The organism is Rhodococcus sp. NPDC059969 (genome assembly GCF_042738325.1).
Lineage (GTDB): Bacteria > Actinomycetota > Actinomycetes > Mycobacteriales > Mycobacteriaceae > Rhodococcus_F.
The window spans coordinates 1-1233 of the sequence record NZ_JBHWUF010000042.1; the positions used below are offsets into that span (position 1 = coordinate 1).

A 1233-nucleotide genomic window follows, 5' to 3' on the forward strand; every position below is an offset into this window, starting at 1 on the left:
GGCGGTTTCAACTGGTGGATGCAACGACCGTCTCGTTGAACACTTGTGCGGGTGTTTTCCAGCCTAGTGTTTGACGAGGTCGGTCGTTGAGTTGAGCGGCCACGAACTGCAAGTGTTCGGGGCCGTGCACCGACAGATCGGTGCCCTTGGGAAAGTACTGACGCAGCAAACCATTGGTGTTCTCGTTGGTTCCGCGCTGCCACGGTGAGTGCGGATCGCAGAAGTAGATGTCAACTCCGGTCGCGAGTGTGATGTCGGCATGACGACGCATCTCCATTCCTTGATCCCACGTGACCGTCTTTCGCATCACGTCGGGCAACGTCAGGATTGTCTCGATCATTGCGTCCCGAACTCCGGTCAGGTCTCTGACGCCGGGCAGATGCAGCAACATCACATATCGAGATTGACGCTCGACGAGAGTCCCGATCGCAGATTTGTTGTTCTTGCCCATGATCAGGTCTCCCTCCCAATGTCCGGGGACCGCACGGTCCTCGATCGACGCAGGCCGATCGGCTATCAGGATTTTGTCCGGTATGTAATGGACACTGCTCGGCACCCGGCCGTGCGACTTCCGATGCGCTCGACCTGTTCGAAGCGCTTGCAGTACTTCTTTTTTCAGTGCGCCTTTCGACTGCACGTAGACGGCCTGGTAGATCGTTTCGTGGGACACGCGCATCTCCGGTCTGAACGGGAACCTCACAGTGAGCATCGCGGAGATCTGCTGCGGTGACCACTTGTCTGTCAGCCATGCGATGACCTGGTTGCGGAGTTCGACGTTGACGACCAGTTTGGCGGGTTTCGGGCGGCGGGCGCGTACGTCGGCGCGTTGCTGCGCCGAGTAGCCGCGATAGCTCCCGTCACGGTTGCGGTTGCGGTCTATTTCGCGTTTGACAACCGACTTGTGGCGGCCGATCCGATCTCCGATCTGCCGCAGCGACAGATGCGCCTCGAGGCCGATCGCGATCTCTTCTCGATCTGCCAGCGAGAGGAATCGTCCGCTGTTCACCCGACCTCGTGTCGGTGAACGGCGGACGATTCCATCGCGTTTGTCGATCCACCGTTGACCGGTGGGTTTGGTGACCCCGGCGGCTTTTGCTGCCTTCTCGATCGAGCTTCCGCTATCTCGCATGGCGAAAAATGTAGCGACCTGTTCTTCGCTCGCGGCGACCCCAGATCGACCCATCTGTCATCTCCCCAGATCAGGGCCGTTGCAATCACCGGTTGAGCCCGCCT

Annotated in this window: 1 protein-coding gene; it reads right to left on the reverse strand. The window is 59.4% G+C overall.

Features of this window, described 5'->3' with window-relative positions; all coding sequences use genetic code 11:
- Positions 1-7 precede the first annotated feature (7 nt).
- Complete coding sequence (locus ACFWAD_RS29910) at positions 8-1129, reverse strand: IS30 family transposase (RefSeq protein WP_378550483.1); 1122 nt, start codon at positions 1127-1129, stop codon at positions 8-10.
- Between the last annotated feature and the right edge of the window lie 104 nt (positions 1130-1233).